This is a genomic window from Streptomyces sp. NPDC034111, assembly GCF_055575375.1.
On sequence record NZ_JBVIST010000001.1, the window covers coordinates 85,136 to 102,259 of the forward strand.

Here is a 17,124-nt window from a genome sequence, read left to right on the forward strand (position 1 = left end):
CCCGCACTGGCCCGGTTATGCGAGGAGTGCCAGCAGCCGGTCGACGTCGTCGGTGGAGTTGTAGAGGTGGAAGGAGGCGCGCAGCAGTCCGCCGCGCACCGAGATCTTCACGCCGGCCTCGGCGAGGCGGTGTTCGGCGTCGGCGAGGCCGGGGGTGGAGACGATGGCCGAGCCGGGGGCGGGGCGGGGGGTCAGTCCGCGCTCGGTGAGCCCTTCGCGGTAGTGGGCGGCGAGGGCGGTGTTGTGGGCGTTGACGGCCGGTACGCCCAGCTCCTCGATGAGGGCGAGGGAGTGTGCGGCGGCGACGTAGGAGAAGTGGGCGTGCGGTTCGTCGAAGCGGCGGGCGGTGGTGGCGGGTGTGATCAGGCCGTAGTTGGAGGCGTCGAGGTCTTCCCCGGCGACCCAGCCGGCATGCAGGGCGGCCGGCCAGTCGGGGCCGTCGGCGCGGTCGTCGCGGTCGCCGCCGAAGGCGAGGAAGGTCGTACCGCGCGGGCAGAGCAGCCATTTGAAGGCGCCGGCGACGAGGTAGTCGAAGTCCGTGGCGCGCAGCGGCAGCCAGCCGGCGGCCTGGGTGGCGTCGACGAAGGTGCGTGCGCCGTGGGCCCGGGCGGCCTCCCGTACGGCCGTGAGGTCGGCGATCCGGCCGTCCAGGGACTGTACGGCGCTGAAGGCGACCAGTGCGGTGCCGGGGCGGACCTCGTCGGCCAGTGCCTCCAGGGGTACGGTGCGCAGTTTGATGCCGGGGTGGGTGCCGAGGGGGTTGACCAGGGAGCTGAAGTCGCCTTCGGGGGCGAGGACTTCGGAGCCGGGTGGGAGGGAGGCGGCGATCAGCGCGGACTGTACGGCGACCGAGCTGCCGAGGGCGACGCGGTCGGCGGGGATGTCCAGCAGCCGGGCGAAGGCGGCCCGGGAGGCGGTGGCGGCGGCGAAGTAGTCGCGGCCCATGGTGCCGTAGGAGGTGGATTCGTCGATGGCCGCGCGCAGGGCGGTGGCGCTGCGGCCGGGGAGGAGTCCGCTGGAGGCGGAGTTGAGGTAGGTCGTCTCGGGCGCGAATTCGGCCCCGCCGAGTGGCGCGTGTCGCTGCATGCCCCCACTGTGCTCGGCGGGAGCCTCCGCGTCCACGGTGCCCCGGCCGCGTCACTGCCCGGCGCGGCCGGTGGTCACTGTCCGGGAACGGCGCGGCCGGTGGTCACTGTCCGGGTGCGGTGCAGCCGTCGTCGCCGCAGACCTCCGCGCCGGCCGGGGCGGTGGCCTGGGGCGCGGCGTCGGCGTGTGCCCTCTCCAGGGCCTGGCGGAAGACGTCGGCGGGCTGCCCGCCGGAGATGCCGTAGCGGCGGTCGATGGCGAAGAACGGCACGCCGGTGGCGCCCAGCTCGGCGGCCGCGCGCTCGTCGGCGCGTACCTCCTGGGCGTAGGCGCCGGGGTCGGCGAGGACCCGGGCGGCCTCGTCGGCGGGCAGGCCGGCGCCGGTGGCGAGCTCCTGAAGGACGGCGGGGTCGCCGAGCGGGCGGGCCTCGGCGAAGTTGGCGCGGTAGAGGGCGTCGAGCAGGGCGTCCTGGACGCCGTGCGCCTTTCCGGCGTGCAGCAGCCGGTGCAGGTCGAAGGTGTTGCCGTGCACGCGGTCGGAGCGGTACGCGAGGCCTTCGCCGGCGGCGGCCGCGGCGACCCGGGCCTCCATCTCCTCGGCCTGGGCGCGGCTGACGCCGTACTTCGAGGCGAGCATGTCCAGCACCGGGATGTCGGTGGGTGCCGGTGCGTTCGGGTCCAGCTCGAAGGAGCGGTGGACGACCTCGACGTCGTCGCGGTGCGCGAAGGCGGCGAGCCCGGCCTCGAAGCGGGCCTTGCCGATGTAGCACCAGGGGCAGGCGATGTCGGACCAGATTTCCACGCGCATGAGCTGACTTTCCTCGTCGGGATGTGTTCTTCGGTAACCGCGCGGGGCAGCGGGCTGTTCCGCGGGTACCGTCCCGGCATGACCTCGTCACAGGGATTCCTCGGCTTCTGGGAGACGATCGGGTCCGCGAAGACCTTCACCCATCCTCTCGATCCGGTGCTGCTCGATGCGTATGTGCCGCGGAGTGCGCGGGTGCTGGACTACGGCTGCGGGTACGGGCGGCTGACCGCGGAGCTGGCCGGGCTCGGGTACCGGGCGGTGCGGGGGGTGGATGTCTCGGCGGCGCTGATCGCGCGGGGGCGGCGGGAGCATCCGGAGGCGGAGCTGATGCGGTGGGCGGAGTTTCCGCTGCCGTTCGGGGCGGGCTCGTTCGATGCGGCGCTGCTGTTCGCGGTGTTGACGTGTGTGCCCGGGGACACGGAGCAGTCGGCGATCGTCGGGGAGCTGGGGCGGCTGGTGCGGCCCGGTGGGGTGCTGTATCTGAGCGATGTGCCGGTGCAGGGCGATGCGCTGAATCAGGAGCGGTATGCGCGGTTCGCGGGGCGCTACGGCACGTACGGGGTGTTCGAGACGGACGACGGTGGGGTGTTCCGGCACCATCCGCCGGAGCGGCTGCGGGGGCTGGTGCGGGCGGCGGGCTTCTCGGTGGTGGCGGAGCGGCGGGGCTCGGTGGGGACGCTGGACGGGCGGACGGCCGAGCGGTTGCAGCTCATCGCCCGGCGGGAGGCATCTTCGGTGCCGGGCGGTCCCCGGGGGTGAGGTCCAGGGTCAGGGTGAGGTGGGTGGCGTCGGGGGCGGGGCGGCGGTCCGGGTCGGGGCGCCAGCCGAGGCCGGTGTAGAAGGCGCGGGCGCGGTGGTTGTGCCACAGGACGTCGAGGACGGCCCGGGCGAAGCCGGCCGTGTGCCAGGCGCGCAGGCAGGCGGTGTGCAGGGCGTGGCCGATGCCGGTGCCCCAGTGGGCGGGGTCGACGTGCAGCTGGTGGAGGGTGACGGTGCGGCGGGGGTGGTCGGTGCGAGGGGGGTGCTGCCGCGCCGTTGAGGCGTGGGGGAGGTAGGCGGCGGCGCCGAGGACCGTGCCGTGGCGTACGGCGCACAGCGTGGGGGTGTCGACGCGGTCCAGGGCGCGCGCCCAGGCGGTGTGCCGGCGGGCGTGTTCGGCGGCGGTGTCGAAGGGGGTGCCCGGGTGGCGGGCGCGGTGGTGGGCGGCGCGGGCGCCGGTGTGCAGGGCGGCGATCGCCGCCAGGTCCGCGCGGGTGGCGGCGCGGACCTGGACGGCGGTTGCGTCGGGGGTGGGGGGCACGGCGGGGGTGGTTACGCGGTTTCGGGGCGGCCGTCGACCTGGCGGGGCAGGCCGAGCGGGTTGTCCTCGCGCAGTTCCGGGGGCAGCAGGGCGGGCGGGGTGTCCTGGTAGGCGACCGGCCGCAGCCAGCGTTCGACGGCGGTGCCGCCGACGGAGGTGGCGGTGGAGGTGGTGGCGGGGTAGGGGCCGCCGTGGTGCTGGGCGGGGGCGACCGCGACGCCGGTGGGCCACCCGTTGACGACGATGCGGCCGGCGAGCGGGGTGACCTGGGAGAGCAGCCGGGCGCCGGGGCCGTCGCCGGCGGCTTCGGCCTCGCTGAGGTGCAGTGTGGCGGTGAGGTTGCCGGGGAGCCGGGCGAGCAGGGCGCCGGTCTCGGCCTCGTCGGTGTAGCGGGCGACGACGGTGACCGGGCCGAAGCACTCTTCCAGGAGGAGGTCGTGGGGTCCTTCGGTGGCGAGGCGGGCGGCGGGGACGGTGAGGAAGCCGGCGCTGACGGTGTGCTCGCCGCCGGCTCCGGGGGTCACCGGTGCTTCGACGTCGGGCAGTTCGGCGCGGGTGCGGACGCCGTCGAGGAACGCCTGGCGCATCCGGGGGTCGAGCAGGACGCCGGGCTCGGTGTCGCTGACGGCCGCGGTCAGCGACTTCAGCAGGCGGTCGCCGGGCTCGCCGGCGGGCGCGAGGACCAGTCCGGGCTTGACGCAGAACTGGCCGGTGCCGAGCGTCATCGAGCCGGCCAGGCCGGTGCCGAGCTGTTCGGCGCGTTCCTCGGCCGCGGCCTCGGTGATCACGACCGGGTTGAGGCTGCCCAGTTCGCCGTGGAAGGGGATCGGGCGGGGGCGGGCGGCGGCCGCGTCGTACAGGGCGCGGCCGCCGCGTACCGAGCCGGTGAAGCCGGCCGCGGCGATCAGCGGATGGCGGATCAGGTCGAGCCCGGCCTGGAAGCCGTGCACCACGTTCACCACGCCTTCCGGCAGGCCGGCCCCGGTGGCGGCGCGGCGCAGCAGCGCGGCGCACAGTTCGGAGGTGGCGGGGTGGTCGGGGTGGGCCTTGACGACGACGGGGCAGCCGGCGGCCAGGGCGCTGGCGGTGTCGCCGCCGGGTACGGAGAAGGCGAGCGGGAAGTTGCTGGCGGCGTAGACGGCGACCGGGCCGAGCGGGATCTTGTAGCGGCGCAGATCGGGCCGGGGCGGGGTGAGGCCGGGGTCGGCGTGGTCGATCAGTACGCCGAGGTACGCGCCGTCCTCGACGAGGTCCGCGAAGGCCCGCAACTGGTAGGTGGTGCGGGCGAGTTCCCCGGTGAGCCGGCCGGGGCCGAGGGCGGTCTCGGCGTCGGCGGCCTCGACGACCGCGTCGCCGGCGTCGTCGAGCAGGTCGGCGGCGCGGCGCAGCAGGGCGGTGCGGGCGGCCCGGTCGGCGAGCGCGTCGCGGGTGGCGTGGGCGGCCCGGACCGCCGCGTCCACCTCGTCGGCTGTGGCCTCCACCGCAACCTGTTCCCGTCGCTTCCCGGTTCGGGGGTCGACACTCCAGACTGGTGCTGTTGCTGCCGCTGCCACCGTGCATTCCTCCCGGGCGATGCCGTGCCGAGTCGTTCTGGGTCGAGCTGGGTCGAACTGGTCGTTCTGGGGTTGCTCTGGAATTGTTCTGCGGTCGCTGTGAGTTGTTCTGCGGTCGCTCCGGGTCCCGCGGACCTTGCAGTATCCCGAACCTCGTTCGATATGGTGAACGCCATCCCGGATCATGAACAACTGGGACTCTATGGCTGTCCGAACAGAGGGGTCAAGGGCGATGTCAGCTGCCGATACCGGTGGAGCGCAGGTCAAATCCGCGGTGCGGACGGTGGAGTTGCTCGAGTACTTCGCCGGCCGCCCCGGTATGCACTCCCTGGCCTCCGTCCAAGAGGCCGTCGGCTACCCCAAGTCCAGCCTCTACATGCTGCTGCGCACCCTCGTCGACCTGGGCTGGGTGGAGACCGATGCCACCGGTACCCGCTACGGCATCGGGGTGCGGGCCCTGCTGGTCGGCACGTCGTACATCGACGGCGACGAGGTGGTGGCCGCGGCCCGGCCGACGCTGGACCGGCTCTCCGACGACACCACCGAGACCATCCACCTCGCCCGGCTGGACGGCACCAACGTCGTCTACCTCGCCACCCGCCAGTCGCAGCACTATCTGCGGCCGTTCACCCGGGTCGGGCGGCGGCTGCCCGCGCACTCCACCGCGCTGGGCAAGGCGCTGCTGGCGACGTACTGCGACGACGAGGTCCGGGCGATGCTGCCGCCGGCTCTGGCGCAGCTGACCGAGCACACCCTCACCGACCGCGAGGAGTTGATCGAGGAGCTGCACGCGGTGCGTGAGCAGGGCTATGCGGTCGACCGCGAGGAGAACACCCTGGGCCTGCGCTGCTTCGGCGTCGCGATCCCCTACCGCACCCCGGCCCGGGACGCGATCAGCTGCTCGGTGCCGGTGGCCCGGCTCACCCCGGACCATGAGCGGATGATCAAGGACATGCTGTTCGACGCCCGCGACCGGCTGACGCTGTCCACCCGCCGGCTGTGACCGGGGCGGGACCGCCCTGACAGCCTGACCGTCCTGACCTGCTGCCCCGGGCGGGCCGGGGCGCGGTCCGCCTCCCCCGTGCGGCGGAGGCGGATCGTCGGCGCGGTCGAGGCGGCCGGAGACCGCGGCCGGAAACCTGGCCGGTATGCACACACCGCCCGTCCCCGCCGACCCCGTCCGTACCGCCCGCGGCGTGCTGCGGACGCTCACCGTGGCCGCCTGCCTCCCCTACCTCACGCTGAAGATCGCCTGGATCGCGGGCAGCCGCCTCGGCATCCCCCGGGGCAGCGCGCTGCGCCACGACGGCAACCCCCTGATGGCGCTCAACGCCCTGACCGTCGTGATGGATGCGGCCGTGATCGTGCTGGCGTTCCTGCTGACCCGGCCGTGGGGGCGGCGGGTGCCGGCCTGGCTGCCGGCGCTGCCGATGTGGTGTGCCACCGGACTCCTCGCGCCGGTCTTCGCGGTCTTCCCCGCCCAGACGCTGGCCTCCCTGCTGCACGGCTCGCCCCGCACGGACATCACCGGCGGCGACGGATCCGGCGGACCCGACCAGCTGCTCGACCCCTGGGTGTGGAGCGTGGTCTACGGCGGCTTCATCGTGCAGGGCCTGGCCCTGGGCACCCTCTTCGTGCTGTACGCCCGGGAGCGCTGGGGCCGTCTGTGGCGCGGCCCCCTGGGGGCGCTCCCCGACAGCCCCACCCGCTCCGCGCGCCGGCTGACCGCCACCACGGTGACCGTACTGGCAGCGCTGCCCACCACCACACATCTGCTGTGGGCGGCCGGCAGCACGGCCGGTCTGAGCCCCGCGCGGGCCGCCGCGATGGACCTCAACACCCGCCTGAACGACGCCTGTTACGTGCTGTTCGCGCTCCTCACGGTGGCCGGGGCGCTGCTGCTCGGCTACGGCCGCGGCCGCCGCGTACCGCTGCTGCTGCCGCTGGCCGCCGCCTGGACCGGCTCGGGCGCCCTCGCCTGCTGGGGCGGCTGGCTGACGCTGACCTCGCTCACCGGCCCTGCGGACGGCCCGCACCAGCACACTCCCCTGCTGAGCCTGACCTACGCTGTGCAGATGATCGTCGGGATGCTGACAGCCGTCGCCGGTGCCCACTTCTTCGCCGAACGTGAGGCCGCACGGTGCGGATGAGGGCGGGCGTCCTGGCCCGGCGCTGGATCCATATGGTGCTGGGCGGCGCGCTGTTGATGCCGTACTTCCTGCTGATGTCGGTCGTCGTGGCGGTGCTGGGCGGCTCGCCGGGCCTGCTGACCGACCCGGTCTGGTACGTGGCGTTCGCCGGGGCCCTGCCGGTCGCCTTCCTCAGCGCGCTCACCGTCCTGTTCCCGGTCGTGCGGATCGTGGAGACGGTCACCGCACGGGCGCTGTGCGGGCTGGCGGACAGCGGGCCGGACGATCTGGCGACGGTGTCCTGGGCGGTCCGCCGGCGCACCGCCGCATGGTTCACGCTGCATCTGTGCACCGGCGGGGTCGTCAGCGGGATGACGCTCTCCTCACCGCCCGCCGTGGTGGTGCTCGTCCTGATGCCGTTCTCCGAGAGGTTGCAGCACAGCCAGGTCTCCTTCGGCGCACCGTTCAACGGCTGGCTCGGTCCGCTGACCGGGCTGGGGCTGCTGGCGCTGCTGCTGGCGACCGTATGGATCTGCGGGGGGCTCCAGGCCCGCTGCGCCCCCGCGCTGCTGGGGCCCACGCCGGCCGACCGGCTGGCCGCCGCCGAGCGCCGGGCTGCCGATCTGGCCACCCGTAACCGGCTGGCCCGTGAACTGCACGACTCCGTGGGGCACGCGCTGAGCGCGGTCACCCTTCAGGCGAGCGCGGCCCGCCGGGTGCTGGACACCGACCCGGCTTTCGCCCGTGCGGCGCTGACCGCGATCGAGGACACCACCCGTGAGGCGGTCGCCGAACTGGACACCGTTCTGGGCCTGTTGCGCGAGGAGGACGGCGGTGACCCGACCGCCCCCGCGCCCACCCTGGACGGCCTGGAGGCGCTGCTCGACCGGACCCGCGCGGCGGGCGTGCGGGTCGAGGCGACGGTCGAGGGGCGGTGTACGGGGCTGCCGCCGGTGGTCTCGCGGGAGGCCTACCGGATCGTGCAGGAGGGCCTGAGCAATGCGCTGCGGCACGCCGGGCCGGTGCCGGTACGGCTGTATCTGCGCCGGGACGGGCGGGAGTTGACGCTGCGGATGACGAACCCGGTCGGCGGTCCTGCGGCCGGCGAGGGGACCCGCCCGCCCGTCCAGGCGCCGCGTCCGGGCGGCGGCCGGGGGCTGCGCGGGATCGCCGAACGGGCCCGGCTGCTGGGCGGCGAGGCGGCCGCGGGCGCACGGGACGGCGTATGGCGGCTGACGGCCCGGCTGCCGCTGGCCGGGCCGGTACGCGAGGAGCACACGCGCCACGAGGGCCGCGAGGAGCACGAGGACGGATGCCGGGAGACCGGCCGGGGGACAGGGTGAACGGCACATGACCACGACGCAGGACCAGGACGGCACGGCACACGACCGCACGGTGCGCGACGGCAGGGACCACGACACCACGGACCGCGACGGCCGCCCGGCCCAAGAGGCCGACGGGCAGCGCCGGTTGCGGATCGTGCTCGCCGACGACGAGCGGATGGTGCGTACCGCGCTGCGCGCGATCCTGGGCGCCGAGGACGACATGGAGGTGGTCGGTGAGGCGGCGACCGGGGCGGAGGCGGTGCCGCTGATCCGTCAGCTGTGCCCGGACATCGTGCTGATGGACGTCCGGATGCCGGAGATCGACGGGATCCGCGCGACCGAGCAGGTGCTCGCCGGGATGGACCGGCCGCCGCGCATCATCGTCGTGACGACCTTCGAGAACGACGCGTATGTGTACGACGCGCTGCGGGCCGGGGCCAGCGGGTTCCTGCTCAAGCGGTCCGGTGCGGAGGATCTGGTCCAGGCCGTACGGCTGGTGGCGCGCAGCGACTCGCTGCTGTTCCCGGCGGCGGTACGCCGGCTGGCCGCCCGGCACGCCGGGGAGCGGGCCGCGCAGGACACCGTGCGGCAGCTGCGGGCCCGGCTGTCCGAGCGGGAACGGGCGGTGCTGCGGCTGATGACGGCCGGGCTGACGAACGCCGAGATCGCCGAGCGGCTGGGAGTCGGTCCGGCCACCGTGAAGACACATGTGGCGGGGGTGCTGGCCAAGCTGGGGGTGCGGGACCGGACCCAGGCGGTGATCGCCGCGTACGAGTGCGGATTCGTCCGGCCGGGGTGAGGAGAGGCCCCGGACGGCTCCGCGCAAGGAGCCGCTCAGGCACCGGTCCGCGGCGCGGCGGGGAGGAGCGCCAGGCCGTGGTCGAGGAGCGCGGCCAGCTCCTCGATGTGCGCGGGGGCCGGTTCGCCGAGCGGCGGGCGGACCTCGCCTACGTCCAGGCCGCGCAGCCGTACCCCCGCTTTGACCAGCGAGACGGCGTAGCCGCGGCCCTGGTCGCGCAGTTCGGCCAGCGGCCGGTAGAAGCCGTCCAGCAGGCGGGCGACGGTGGCGTGGTCGCCGGCGGTGAGTGCCCGGTGGAAGGCGAGGGCGATCTCGGGGGCGAAGGCGAAGACGGCGGAGGAGTACAGGCGCACGCCGAGGCCGAGGTAGGCGGGGGCGGTGAGTTCGGCGGTGGGCAGGCCGTTGAGGTAGCGGAAGTCCTCGTCGGGGGCGTCGGTGCGGACGGCGCTGATGATGCGCTGGAGCAGGTCGAGGTCGCCCAGGCCGTCCTTGAGGCCGATGATGCCGGGGGTCCTGGCGAGGGCGGTGACGGTGGCGGGGGTGAAGACGGCGTTGTCGCGCTGGTAGACGAGGACCGGGAGCGGGGTGGCGGCGGCGAGTGCGGTGTAGTGCCGCAGCAGGCCCTCCTGGCCGGCGGCGACGAGGTAGGGGGGCAGAGCGAGCAGCCCGTCGGCGCCGGCTTCCCGGGCGAGGCGGGCGAAGTGGACGGCGAGGGCGGTGCCGTAGCCGGTGCCGGCGATCACCGGGACGCGGCCGGCGGTCTCCTCGACGGCGGCGGCGACGCACTCGGCGTACTCCTGGGGGGCGAGCGCGGGGAATTCGCCGGTGCCGCAGCAGGCGAAGACGGCGCCCGCGCCCGCGTCGAGGCCCGCGCGCACATGGGCGCGGAAGGCGTCCGGGTGCACCGCGCCGCCGGGCCTGTAGGCGGTCACGGGGAAGAACAGCGGTCCGTCGAGTCGGTCGGCGAGCTGGGGGTGGCCTTCGGGGGGACGCCCACCGGGACGGGGTCCGGGAGAAGGAGCGGGGGGAGGGTGTGCGGTCAACGGGCTCTCCGTCCTCGTGCTGCGCCCTCGCGCATGTCCCTGATCGATGTCCATACCTCTGAACCCGACCACGTTAGAGGAGCCGTTCCGTGCCGCTCAAGAGACCGATACGGCGACACGTCAAGCGGATGTGCCCGGTCCGTCAACCGTCTTGACCGTCAGTCAGGCGGCTCCCTAGGTTCCACGTACCTGAATTCCGTTCGCCTCTACGGACTTGTCGCTCAGACCGACCGCCCCCCGGACCGAGGAGTACCCGCCCGTGCCCGCACCCCGCACCGTCCTGCTCACCGGCGCCGCCGGCCGCCTCGGAACCCTGATGCGCGAGCTGCTGCCGCCGTACGGCTACCGGCTGCGCCTCTTCGACGAGCGAGCCATTGAGGACGCACACGGCGAGACGGACGTGATCACCGCCGAGCTGGCCGATGAGGAGGCGCTGCGCGAGGCCGTGCGGGGCGTCGAGGCGATCGTCCATTTCGCCGGTATCTCCCTGGAGGCGCCGTTCGAGAAGATCCTGCGCGCCAATATCGAGGGCACCTACCACCTCTACGAGGCGGCGCGCGCGGCGGGCGTGCGCCGTATCGTCTACGCCTCGTCCAACCATGCCGTCGGCTTCACCCCGCGCCCCGCGGACGGCTCCGCCGCCATCGGTGTCGGCACGCCCCGCCGCCCCGACACCTACTACGGCCTCTCCAAGGGCTTCGGCGAGGACCTTGCCTCGCTCTACTGGGACCGGCACGGCATCGAGACCGTCTCGATCCGCATCGGCTCCTGCTCCCCCGAACCGGCCTCGGTGCGGGCGCTGTCGATCTGGCTGAGCCCGGCCGACTGCGCCCGCCTGCTGCACGCCGCGCTCACCGCCCCCGAGGTCGGCCACACCGTCGTCCACGGCTCCTCCGCCAACACCCGGCTGTGGTGGGACCTGTCGACCGCCCGCGCCCTGGGCTACGTACCGCAGGACGACTCCGAGCCGTACGCCGCCGGGCTGCTCGCCGCCCAGGGTGAGCCCGACCCCGCCGACCCGGCACACGCCCACCTCGGCGGCGCCTTCTGCACCGACCCGCCGCAGTGGCCGCACTGAGCGGCGCGCGCGGCGGTCCGGGCGGGGATGGGGGTCCCCCCTGGACCGGAGCCTGTCGAAGGTCCTCGGGGGAGGGTGGTGGCCCCCGCCACGGCACGGAACCCTCGCCACCCGCGCGGCGTCCTGGTGTGTGTACCGATCCACCGCGCAGGAACGAGGAACGCATCATGGGCATCGTCAGCTGGCTGGTACTGGGGCTGATCGCGGGCGTCGTCGCCAAGGTCCTGCTGCCGGGGCGGGACCCGGGCGGCGTGGTCGGCACGACCCTGATCGGCATCGTGGGGTCCTTCATCGGCGGCTGGCTGTCCACCAAGTTCCTGCACCGCCCGATACCGAAGGACTTCGGCGAGCCGTCCATGTGGGTCGCCTCGATCGCCGGTGCGCTGGTCCTGCTGATCGTCTACCGGCTGCTCTTCGGCAACTCGCGCGAACGATGAGCGGCGTAACGGGCGGTCATCCGTCCACCGGCAGCGGTCACCCGTCCGCAGGTAATGGAACCGCAAAGGCGGGCCGATCGTTGGTTCCGGCATGACCGCTATGACTCCTGGCTCGAACCTCCCGCTCACCGCCGCGCGGGTGGCGGTGGACGTCACCGCTCCCGTCCGGCTGGATGTGTCGGGGCTGCTGCTCGCCGCCGACGGCAAGGTCCGCTCCGACGCCGACTTCGTCTTCTACAACCAGCCCGCCGGACCGGGCGTGACGCACTCCGCGGCGGGCGGCGGCGCCGACACCATCACGGTGGACACCGCCGCGGTGCCCGACGGCATCGAGAAGATCGTGGTCACCGCGAGCCTGGACGCCCCCGGCGCGACCTTCGCCGGCACCGAGCCGACCGCCACGGTCCGCAACGCCGACGACGGCAGCGTCCTCGCCTCCTTCACCCCTCCGCGGCTGGGCCCGGAGACCGCGCTGGTGGTCGTCGAGATCTACCGCCGGGCCGGCGCCTGGAAGGTCCGTGCGGTCGGCCAGGGGTACGCCAACGGGCTGGCGGGGATCGCCACCGACTTCGGCGTCAGCGTCGAGGAGCCGGCCGCGCCGGCCGCCGCCCCGCAGGCGCCCCCGGCACCGGCCCCGGCCGGCCAGTGGGGACCGCCCACCGGTGCCCCCGCCCCGGTCTCCCCGCCGCCGGCCGCCGCTCCCCCGGCCCCGCCCGCCCCCGGCACCGGCAAGATCAACCTCGACAAGGGCCGGGTCAGCCTCCAGAAGAACCAGACCGTCTCGCTGGTCAAGGGCGGCCGCCCGCTGCTCAGCTCGGTCCGGATGGGCCTGGGCTGGGAGCCCGCCTTCCGCGGCAAGAACATCGACCTCGACGCCTCGGTCATCGCCTACGGCCCGGACCGCAAGAAGGTCGACAACTGTTTCTTCGGCAAGCTGATGATCCTCGGCGGCGCCGTCCAGCACTCCGGCGACAACCTCACCGGCGAGGGCGCCGGCGACGACGAGGCGATCACCGTCCACCTCGGCGGGCTGCCGCCCGAGGTGACCGGCCTGGTCTTCGTGGTGAACTCCTTCTCCGGCCAGAAGTTCTCCGACGTCGCCAAGGCCTACTGCCGTCTGATCGACGCCCAGAGCGGCGAGGAGCTGGTCCGCTTCGACCTCACCCACTCCGAGCCCCGTACGGGCGTGATGATGGCCAAGCTGATCCGCCAGTTCTCCGGCGAGTGGGAGATGACCGCGCTGGGCGAGTTCGTCGATGCCCGGACGGTGCGCGGCATGGTCAAACCGGCCGGCCAGGCGCTCTAGGGGCCCGGCCGGCGGGCCGCCCGGGTGTCCTTTTCTGGTGCGGGAACGGTCCAGGACCGAGAATTGTGGCGTCCGAACCGTCGGGCTCACCGCCTCTTGTCCCCCGTCCCCGTCCCCCGCGCCCGCGGGTCTCCCCCGTACCGGCCCGCACAAGGAGCGTTCGATGACGCAGCAGCAGCCGCCGGCCGGTGCGGCCGGACCCGCCGGCCACCCGGACGGCGCAGCGCCGCCCGACCTCCCCGAGCGGGTCGCGAAGCTCTACGGCGAGGACGACCTGAGCACCGTCCCGGCGTTCGCCGGCGGCTTCATCAACTTCGGCTACTGGGCGGCGGTGCCGGACACCGCCGGCCGGACGCTGACCGAGGCCGACCGGGTGCGCAGCGAGGAGGACCTCTACCGGCTGGTCCTCGGCACCCTCGACCGGCCGCGGGGCCGCACCGCCCTGGAGGTCGGCTGCGGGCGCGGGCTGGGCTGTGTCCTGGCGCTGCGGGAGTTCGGCCTGGCCGCGGTAACCGGCCTGGATGCGCACCCCGACCAGATCGGCCGGGCCCGCCGGGCGCATACGGCGCTGCTCGGCGGGCGTGGCGAGGGTCCGGGCCGGCTGGAGTTCGTGCTGGGCGCCGCCGAGCGCCTTCCGCTCCCCGACGGCGCCGTCGACTTCGTCACGTGCGTCGAGGCCGCACAGCACTTCCGCGATCTGCCCGCCTTCGCCCGGGAGACGGCGCGGGTACTGCGGCCGGGCGGCGGGCTGGCGCTGACGACGTTCTTCGCCCGCAGCCGGGAGGCCGCCCGCGCCCTGCCCGCCCTGCTGCCCCCGTACGCCGACGGTCTGGACGTGCCGTACGTGATCGACGAGGTCGCCGCGGCGCTGGCCGCGGCGGGCCTGCGGGACGTACGGGTCCGGGCGATCGGCGACGCGGTGTGGGAGCCGTACGACCGCTATCTGGCCCAGCAGCCGGCGCCCCGGGACCGGTGGGCGCGCCGCTATCTGACGGCGTACGAAACCGGGCTGCTGGACTACTACCTCCTCACGGCCGCGGCGGCCGGCTGAACCGCCGGGCCGCCGCCGGAGACACGCCCTGGGGCGTGTCCGCCCTAGCCTCGCCGGCGCTGCCGCTTCCAGGGGCCGGTGATGGCGAGCATCAGGCCGGGGTCCTGGATGTTGGCGAACAGGGTGCGCCCGTCCTGGGAGAAGACCGGGCCGGTGAACTCGCTGAACTCCGGCTCCTCGGCGGTGCCGATGTTGAGGTCGTTGCGGGCGATCGGGTAGGTCCGGCCGTCGTCGGTGGCCCCGAAGAGGTGCTGGACGCCCTCGCCGTCCTCGGCGATGATCAGTCCGCCGTAGGGCGAGACGGTGATGTTGTCGGGGCCGTCGAGCGCGCCGTCCTTCGACGGGTCGGGGTTGACGCCCAGCAGCACCTTCAGGGTCAGCGTCCGGCGCCGCGGGTCGTAGAACCAGACCTGTCCGTCGTGCTGGACGGGGCTCTCCTCGCGGGCGTAGGAGGACACGACGTACGCGCCGCCGTCCGCCCACCACAGGCCCTCCAGCTTGCGGGCGCGGGTGACCTCACCGTCCTTGAACTGCTTGCGGACCGAGACCGTGCGCGCATCGCGGTCGGGGACCTCGACCCAGTCGACGCCGTAGACCGTGCCGGCCTTGGTGGCGCGCGAGAGGTCGTCGACGAACCGGCCGCCGGAGTCGAAGCACTTGAAGGCCTCCAGCACACCGGCGTCACCGGCGAGCGCGCGCAGCTGACCGCGGCCGTGGCGGAAGCCGTGCGGCGGGGTCCAGCGGTAGAAGAGGCCGTTGGGGCCGGAGGCGTCCTCGGTCAGGTAGAGGTGGCCGCGCTTGGGGTCGACGACGACGGCCTCGTGGGCGTAACGGCCCAGCGCCTTGAGGGGCTTGGGGTCGCGGCAGGCCCGGCGGTCGTACGGGTCGACCTCGAAGACATAGCCGTGGTCCTTGGTCATGCCGTGCTCGCCGGCCTTGTCCTCGGTCTCCTCGCCGGTGAGCCAGGTGCCCCAAGGGGTGGTGCCGCCCGCGCAGTTGGTGGACGTACCGGCGACGCCGACCCACTCGCCGACCGGGGTGCCGTCCTTGGCGACCTCGACGACGGTGCAGCCGCCGGACGCGGCCGGGTCGTAGACGAGCCCTGCGGCCAGCGGCACCGGGTGCGGCCAGTCGGCGCGCGGGCCCTTCAGCTCGTGGTTGTTGACCAGGAGGGTGGTGCCGCGGTGGCCCTCGAAGGTGCCGGTGCCGTCGTGGTTGGAGGGCGTGAACTCACCGCTGTCGAGCTTGGTGACGCCGGAGTGCGTGATGACCTTGTACGAGAACCCGGCGGGCAGTGCGAGGATGCCCTCCGGGTCGGGGATCAGCGGGCCGTAGCCGAGGGTCTGGTCCGCTGCCGCCCCGTCCGGGCCGGTCTCCGGTGCCTCCGCGCCGATGGCGCCGGGCGCGGTGGCGAGCACGCCTACGCTGCCGGCCAGCGCGACCCCCGCGCCGGCGAAGGCGGAACGCTTGGCGAAGTCTCTGCGGGTGAGCGGCATTGTCATCTCCTGGATGGCCGGTTTTCTACGCCCCTGTGCTTGCGTCGCACACGTTGTCGTGCGCCTTCGAACTCCAGTTGAACGGGGTGCGACATCCAGGGAGCAGTTGGGGCGGGTGTGACAACCCGCCCCCGGCCCCGCCCGGCCCTCAAGGTGTCAGGCCGACCTCCGCGAGCGCGCCTTGAACGCGGCCTTACGGGCTTCCTTGGCGGCCTTCTTGTCCGGGTGCAGCCGGCCCATGGCCTCCAGGACGTCGGCGGTGGCCGGGTGGTCCACCCGCCAGGCGGAGTCGAAGAACCCGCTGTGCTGCTCGGTCAGGCCCTGCACCAGCTCGCGCAGTTCGGCCTCCGCGCCCTCGTCGGCGCTGTCCAGCTGGGCCGCGATGGTGTCCACCGTCAGCCAGAAGATCATGTCCTGGGACGGCTCGGGGATGCCGGGCAGGCCCCGCTCGGCGAGCCAGACCCGGGCCAGCCCGCCCAGCCGGCGGTCGTCCAGCACCTCGCGCAGCGCCGCCTCGGCGTCCGGCGCGACCAGCGAGAGGGTCTGCTGGGCGGCGAGCCGGCGGCGCGGGGCACCCTCGTCGTCACCGCGGGCGGCGGCGAGCAGTTCGCGGGCGGCGTCCAGCGGCTGCCGGGCGGCGAGCCACTGCTCGGACTCGGCCTGGGCCAGCGCCTCGGGGTAGTCGGGCAGCGCGTCCAGCAGGACATCGGCGCCCTTGCCGGTGAGGTCGCCGACCGCCGGGGCGTGGGCGCCGGCGTCCTGGAGGCGGGCGCGGACGGCGTAGACGCCGAGCGGGGTGAGGCGGACCAGGCCGTAGCGGGAGACGTCCTCGTCGGTCAGCGGCTCGGCGGACCTGACCGTCTCGCCCTGCTCGTCCAGCTCCTCGATCAGCGCCTCGTCCACCGGCCTGTACGCCACCAGGCCGATCGGCTCCAGCACCCGGAACTGGTCGTCCAGGCGCATCATCGCCTCGGAGACCTCTTCGAGGATGTCGTCGGTGGGCTCGTCCATATCGTCCGGGACGATCATGGAGGCGGCCAGTGCGGGCAGCGGAACGTCCTTGTCGGGGCCCTCGGCGAGGGCGGAGAGCAGATAGAGGTTGCCGAGGATCCCGTCGAGCAGTTCGGCCTCCTGCTCCGGGTTCCAGTCGAGGGAGTCCAGGTCCAGCTCGCCGCCCTCGGCGAGCTGGTCGGCGAGGTCGGCCAGATCGGGGGCGGCCGCGTCGGCGAGCACGGTCTCCATACCGCCGAGCCAGATGTCCAGGACGTCCTGCGGGCTGCCGGAGGTCAGCAGGCGCAGCTCCTCGCCGGGGGTGGCGGTGCCGACCGCGGCGTCGTCCGGCAGCTCAGCGCCGTCCTCGGCGCTCTCCGGGCTCTCCTCGATCTCGACCAGCCCGGTGTCCACCGCCAGCTGCCAGGCCTCCGCGGTGTAGGCCGGGCCGTCCTCGTCGCCGGCCAGTCCCAGGAGCTCGGTGGCCTCGGCCAGCGCGTCCTGGAGGATCTCGCCGCCGACGCCGACCGGGACACCGCGCTCGGCCCAGCGGGCGAGCCTGGCCGCCCGGGCCATCAGGGGGGCACTCAGCGCGTCGCGGGCGAGCTCCGCTTCGGGGTGCAGCCGCACCGGCGGCAGGGTGGGGCGGTCTGCGGACATCGGGTGCTCAGCTCCTCGGACGGACTACGGCTGGGGGTACCTCCCAGCGGTAGCTGGGGAGTG

Annotated in this window: 16 protein-coding genes; 9 read left to right on the forward strand and 7 right to left on the reverse strand. The window is 74.1% G+C overall.

Annotated features, from left to right (window positions below; genetic code table 11):
• Positions 1-15: 15 nt before the first annotated feature.
• The gene (locus ACZ55A_RS00425) at positions 16-1,086 is read right to left on the reverse strand and encodes an aminotransferase class V-fold PLP-dependent enzyme (protein WP_468830859.1); all 1,071 of its coding nucleotides are present in this window, start codon (positions 1,084-1,086) and stop codon (positions 16-18) included.
• 103 nt (positions 1,087-1,189) lie between these two features.
• Positions 1,190-1,894 (reverse strand): DsbA family oxidoreductase, encoded by a 705-nt coding sequence (locus ACZ55A_RS00430; protein WP_468830862.1) that lies wholly within the window; start codon positions 1,892-1,894, stop codon positions 1,190-1,192.
• Between the two features lie 78 nt (positions 1,895-1,972).
• Here ACZ55A_RS00430 and ACZ55A_RS00435 point away from each other — a divergent pair, with 78 nt between their 5' ends.
• Positions 1,973-2,653: a class I SAM-dependent methyltransferase gene (locus ACZ55A_RS00435; RefSeq protein ID WP_468830865.1), complete on the forward strand. Its 681-nt coding sequence runs from the start codon at positions 1,973-1,975 to the stop codon at positions 2,651-2,653.
• On the opposite strand, the gene ACZ55A_RS00440 is transcribed toward ACZ55A_RS00435, so the two are convergent.
• Complete coding sequence (locus tag ACZ55A_RS00440) at positions 2,604-3,194, reverse strand: GNAT family N-acetyltransferase (RefSeq protein ID WP_468830868.1); 591 nt, start codon at positions 3,192-3,194, stop codon at positions 2,604-2,606. The genes ACZ55A_RS00435 and ACZ55A_RS00440 overlap by 50 nt on opposite strands.
• 11 nt (positions 3,195-3,205) lie before the next feature.
• Positions 3,206-4,747, reverse strand: coding sequence for an aldehyde dehydrogenase (NADP(+)) (locus ACZ55A_RS00445; RefSeq protein ID WP_468830871.1), 1,542 nt, complete (start codon positions 4,745-4,747; stop codon positions 3,206-3,208).
• A 232-nt stretch (positions 4,748-4,979) separates the two neighbouring features.
• Between ACZ55A_RS00445 and ACZ55A_RS00450 the strand changes: the two genes are divergently transcribed.
• From ACZ55A_RS00450 to ACZ55A_RS00465, 4 genes are all read left to right on the forward strand, one after another.
• A complete protein-coding gene (locus tag ACZ55A_RS00450; protein ID WP_468830874.1) occupies positions 4,980-5,750 on the forward strand; it encodes an IclR family transcriptional regulator in 771 nt (256 codons plus the stop codon).
• A 145-nt stretch (positions 5,751-5,895) separates the two neighbouring features.
• Entirely contained in the window at positions 5,896-6,897 is a 1,002-nt protein-coding gene (locus ACZ55A_RS00455; RefSeq protein WP_468830877.1) for a hypothetical protein, read from the forward strand.
• Positions 6,894-8,219 (forward strand): sensor histidine kinase, encoded by a 1,326-nt coding sequence (locus ACZ55A_RS00460; protein WP_468830880.1) that lies wholly within the window; start codon positions 6,894-6,896, stop codon positions 8,217-8,219. The genes ACZ55A_RS00455 and ACZ55A_RS00460 overlap by 4 nt, the downstream gene beginning before the upstream one ends.
• A 157-nt stretch (positions 8,220-8,376) precedes the next feature.
• Positions 8,377-9,000, forward strand: a complete 624-nt coding sequence (locus ACZ55A_RS00465) for a response regulator (protein ID WP_468834475.1) — start codon at positions 8,377-8,379, stop codon at positions 8,998-9,000.
• A gap of 35 nt (positions 9,001-9,035) precedes the next feature.
• Here the strand turns inward: ACZ55A_RS00465 and ACZ55A_RS00470 are convergent, their stop codons facing one another.
• Positions 9,036-9,932 carry a 5-dehydro-4-deoxyglucarate dehydratase gene (locus tag ACZ55A_RS00470; protein WP_468830883.1) on the reverse strand — a complete coding sequence of 299 codons (897 nt, stop codon included), beginning with the start codon at positions 9,930-9,932 and terminating at the stop codon, positions 9,036-9,038.
• 370 nt (positions 9,933-10,302) lie between these two features.
• Between ACZ55A_RS00470 and ACZ55A_RS00475 the strand changes: the two genes are divergently transcribed.
• The 4 genes from ACZ55A_RS00475 to ACZ55A_RS00490 all read left to right on the forward strand — a co-directional run bounded on the left by ACZ55A_RS00475 (position 10,303) and on the right by ACZ55A_RS00490 (position 13,915).
• Positions 10,303-11,121 carry an NAD-dependent epimerase/dehydratase family protein gene (locus ACZ55A_RS00475; RefSeq protein WP_468830886.1) on the forward strand — a complete coding sequence of 273 codons (819 nt, stop codon included), beginning with the start codon at positions 10,303-10,305 and terminating at the stop codon, positions 11,119-11,121.
• A 167-nt stretch (positions 11,122-11,288) separates the two neighbouring features.
• Positions 11,289-11,558, forward strand: a complete 270-nt coding sequence (locus tag ACZ55A_RS00480; RefSeq protein WP_468830889.1) for a GlsB/YeaQ/YmgE family stress response membrane protein — start codon at positions 11,289-11,291, stop codon at positions 11,556-11,558.
• A 100-nt stretch (positions 11,559-11,658) separates the two neighbouring features.
• A complete protein-coding gene (locus ACZ55A_RS00485; RefSeq protein WP_468834479.1) occupies positions 11,659-12,864 on the forward strand; it encodes a TerD family protein in 1,206 nt (401 codons plus the stop codon).
• Positions 12,865-13,027: 163 nt separating this feature from the next.
• The gene (locus tag ACZ55A_RS00490) at positions 13,028-13,915 is read left to right on the forward strand and encodes a class I SAM-dependent methyltransferase (protein ID WP_468830892.1); all 888 of its coding nucleotides are present in this window, start codon (positions 13,028-13,030) and stop codon (positions 13,913-13,915) included.
• A 44-nt stretch (positions 13,916-13,959) separates the two neighbouring features.
• On the opposite strand, the gene ACZ55A_RS00495 is transcribed toward ACZ55A_RS00490, so the two are convergent.
• Both ACZ55A_RS00495 and ACZ55A_RS00500 read right to left on the reverse strand, forming a co-directional pair.
• Positions 13,960-15,411 carry an alkaline phosphatase PhoX gene (locus ACZ55A_RS00495; protein ID WP_468830895.1) on the reverse strand — a complete coding sequence of 484 codons (1,452 nt, stop codon included), beginning with the start codon at positions 15,409-15,411 and terminating at the stop codon, positions 13,960-13,962.
• 156 nt (positions 15,412-15,567) lie between these two features.
• Positions 15,568-17,061: a hypothetical protein gene (locus ACZ55A_RS00500; protein ID WP_468830898.1), complete on the reverse strand. Its 1,494-nt coding sequence runs from the start codon at positions 17,059-17,061 to the stop codon at positions 15,568-15,570.
• Positions 17,062-17,124 lie beyond the last annotated feature (63 nt).